Source organism: Halopseudomonas pachastrellae (assembly GCF_900114765.1).
Lineage (GTDB): Bacteria > Pseudomonadota > Gammaproteobacteria > Pseudomonadales > Pseudomonadaceae > Halopseudomonas > Halopseudomonas pachastrellae.
Genome location: NZ_FOUD01000043.1, coordinates 1 through 3,195, shown reverse-complemented (window position 1 = coordinate 3,195; position 3,195 = coordinate 1). Strand labels below are relative to the sequence as shown.

At 54.6% G+C, this 3,195-nt stretch carries 5 protein-coding genes; all 5 read left to right on the top strand.

From position 1 onward, the window contains the following. Window positions 1-264, top strand: a 264-nt coding sequence (locus BM116_RS18475; RefSeq protein WP_139222388.1) for a type I restriction enzyme endonuclease domain-containing protein, incomplete at its 5' end; no start/stop codon positions are given. Window positions 265-337: 73 nt separating this feature from the next. Then, window positions 338-1,165 (top strand): radical SAM protein, encoded by an 828-nt coding sequence (locus BM116_RS18470; RefSeq protein ID WP_139057047.1) that lies wholly within the window; start codon window positions 338-340, stop codon window positions 1,163-1,165. Then, window positions 1,162-1,758 carry an AAA family ATPase gene (locus BM116_RS18465; RefSeq protein WP_328586216.1) on the top strand — a complete coding sequence of 199 codons (597 nt, stop codon included), beginning with the start codon at window positions 1,162-1,164 and terminating at the stop codon, window positions 1,756-1,758. The genes BM116_RS18470 and BM116_RS18465 overlap by 4 nt, the downstream gene beginning before the upstream one ends. A 98-nt stretch (window positions 1,759-1,856) precedes the next feature. Continuing rightward, window positions 1,857-2,516, top strand: a complete 660-nt coding sequence (locus BM116_RS18460; RefSeq protein WP_139057048.1) for an HAD family hydrolase — start codon at window positions 1,857-1,859, stop codon at window positions 2,514-2,516. Between the two features lie 19 nt (window positions 2,517-2,535). Then, a complete protein-coding gene (locus tag BM116_RS19370; RefSeq protein WP_090475329.1) occupies window positions 2,536-3,117 on the top strand; it encodes a uracil phosphoribosyltransferase in 582 nt (193 codons plus the stop codon). Window positions 3,118-3,195 lie beyond the last annotated feature (78 nt).

Here is a 3,195-nt window from a genome sequence, read left to right as displayed (position 1 = left end):
GCCTTCTACGATGCGTTGGCCAATAACGAGGCTTCCGTCCGCGAGTTGGGCGATGAGATTCTCGCCAAGATTGCCCACGAGCTGACCGATGGTTTACGTAAAAACGTGACGGTGGATTGGAACAACCGAGACAGCGTTAGGGCAAAGCTGCGTTTGATGGTTAAGCGCATTTTGCGTAAGTACAAATATCCGCCGGACAAGCAGGAAGAGGCTGCACAGCTGGTGTTGGTGCAGGCTGAGAAGCTGTGTGAGGAATGGGTGTGATTCGAGGGTAAACTACCACCCGATTGCTGGCAGGTTCAGGGGTGAGTTGAATACGCAGGATGTGTAGGGCTTTATGACGGTATCAGGACAGTCAGTACTCCAGATTCGAGAGCTGGAGATTTCAATCACTTCTCGTTGTACGTTGGCGTGTGATAACTGCGGTTTTGTTGTTCCGCATCAACCCACTCCTTATCTTGACGATCCGATTTCAGAGATATCGGATTCGCTAACGCACTTGCATCGTGCAGGTGTGCGCATTGCTAGTTTGGCCATTCTTGGCGGCGAACCTACAATCGATCGACAGTTGCTAGAGACCGTTCTAAGGACTGTTGCGCGTATCGGTATCGCGGAACGTATTGAGGTTGTGACTAACGGCTTGACGCCCCGAGGGCTCAGCCGGCTAGCTCTGCACCATATCAATAGGCTGAGCGTGAGTGTCTATGGCCTTGGCGCTGAAATCCGGGATCTCTATCGCACCTGGATCGGTTTAGTTGCGCCGCATGTCGAGTTGATCTTTCGTGAAAGCGATGATGGGTGGGACCCATGGGCTGAAGGCGTGAAGGTTTCTCAGAGTCGGGCGCAGGCGATGTTTGACGACTGCTGGTACCGACGGCATTGCACGACGCTTGAGCGGGGTCGACTTTTCGTCTGCTCAAGAGTTGCCAAGCTGGCAAGGGATGAAGAAGGCCTGGCCATTACCTCGTCAACCACGATCAATGATCTGCGCAGTTACCTGAGTCAGCCGGTGGCGCTGCCTTCTTGTGCAACCTGTACTCCGATGATGGGTTTGGACACGGTGCCTGCTGGAGTTCAGCCGGATGACAGGATTCCCCGCTTGGAAGCTAAGGCAGTTGCTTGGTTGACCACTGCAATCAGTACCCAGCAAGGACGGATAGTGTGAATCAAAGATCAGATGTGTTTAGTAGAAAAGCTGTGTGTGTTGGCGGAGTCTCGGGGGCTGGTAAGACGACAATGCTTCGCACTCACGTCGAGTGTAACGCAAGGGATTTGCAGATAACGGGCTCATCGGTAGTGAAGGCTGTAATCGCTCCGGCGACGGTGCAGGAGCTGGACGAGTGGCCGTTGGCTCGTCGTCAAGAGGTGCGTGAGCAATCGATCTTAGAGCTGCAGCGGATATTGCAGTCCTGCGAAGGGCATTTGCTCGTCGATGGACACTTCACGCTCAGAAACCGCTGCACCGGCGTGTTGGAGTCGATCTTTACGCAAGAAGACAAAGATTTTTTTCATGCTCTGGTGTTGATTCATCCTGATCCTGAAGCCGTGTTGGCACAACGTTTATCGGATGACCGGCAACGGGACTTGGAATCAGTCGAACAAATCGCGGAACACATTGCTTATGAGCGGCGTGAGGGGCTTCGACTTGCTAGCGAAATGAATGTGCCGTTCCTCGAGATAGCAGAATCATGCGCTGAAGCTCGGTTGCGCGCTTTAGAGCAGTTTCTGCACAGTCTTACTGAGCCGGAGGTCGCTTGAGTTTGGGACTAGCGACTCTGGCTGGGGCAGAGCTTGTACATGAAGTCGTGCGGCACCTTCCGCGCCGCAACGGGCACGCATACGGTGTGTGCTTGGTTTTGGACGCGGATCGTACGCTCAGTATCGAGGACACCGGGCGGTCAGTTGGGGCTGCGCTCGGGCTGAACGACCAAATTCGCTCGATTTTCGAGCGCTTGGGCTATGAGGACGATGCGTTCAGTGCTGTGTCCGCTGTCTGGTCTGCAGTCGACGTAAGTGCGTATTCCTCGGAGATCGAGCGCGTGGCAGAGTCTGTTGCCTTGAGAGATTGCTGGCAGCAGATTCTAGGCGATGTATTGGGTGAGGTTCCTGTAGTTGTGCTCACCGCGGGCATTCCTCAGATCTGGCGAAAGGTACTGGAGCGTCATGGGTTTCTGGGGGTTCCGGTGCTAGGAGGCAGTCATAGCGCGCTGGATGACTATGTCGTTTCTGCTCGGGCCAAAGGTGATGTGGTAAGGGCTTTGCGAGACGAGGGCTGGTTAGTATTAGCCGCCGGTGACAGTTGCGTAGATCTGCCAATGTTGGCGGCAGCGGATGCTGCCCTGTTTGTGCCAGATTCTAAGGGCAGCCCGGCGTTGCGAGCCGCATTGGCAGATATGAAAATGGCCTCTGTTTGTCATTTGATTGTCGACGAGCAGCGCTTTGATGATTTAGACAGTTGCCTACCCAGCGATGTGCCGCAACTGATCTTTCAGGGAGGAATGAACATTGCTAATTGACCACTCAAACGACCCTTTAATGCAGTTACTGGTCAATACCACGCGCCAGGTTGAGGTGGCGGGACCTGCGTTGGCCGATGCGCATAGGGCTGTAGGTAGGTGCCTGGCGGGCCCAATAGCGCAGGCACTGCCCCTTGAGAGCGTCGAGATTCAACATGTTGTTGGTGCGTCCGAGGGAGTTGGGGTGAGGCCGGGGCATGAGCCGATCATACTCGCGGTGATGAGAGCAGGTCTTTTTGTGGCAGAAGGAATTTGGTCCTGTGTGCCTGCCGGTGCATTGGTGCCCCATCAAGACGGTGAAAGTCTGGGTTCGATACCAGCTCAGGGACGGACGGTTATTGTTGTTGATAGCGTGATAAACACCGGTCGCTCCATACGAAGACTGTTGGAAATGCTCCGGCCTGCTGGCGCCCAGAGCATTGTCGTCTCTGCCCTCGTTGCATACGGGCCGACTCTTGAGACTCTAGTTGCGGAGTATGCGGACGTTACGTTCAACATCGCGCGGGTCTCGCAGCGCTCGTACGTCGGCTCTGGATCTACTGACACAGGTGCAAGGTTGTTCGGTACAACTACTTGGGCTGGAGAGCTAGGGATGGTCTGAAGTAGTTGTGTATTTCTGGCTGACTTCAGCCCCTGCCGATTTTAAAAGCGGCAAATCGATCAAAAACGCTCAGATCAC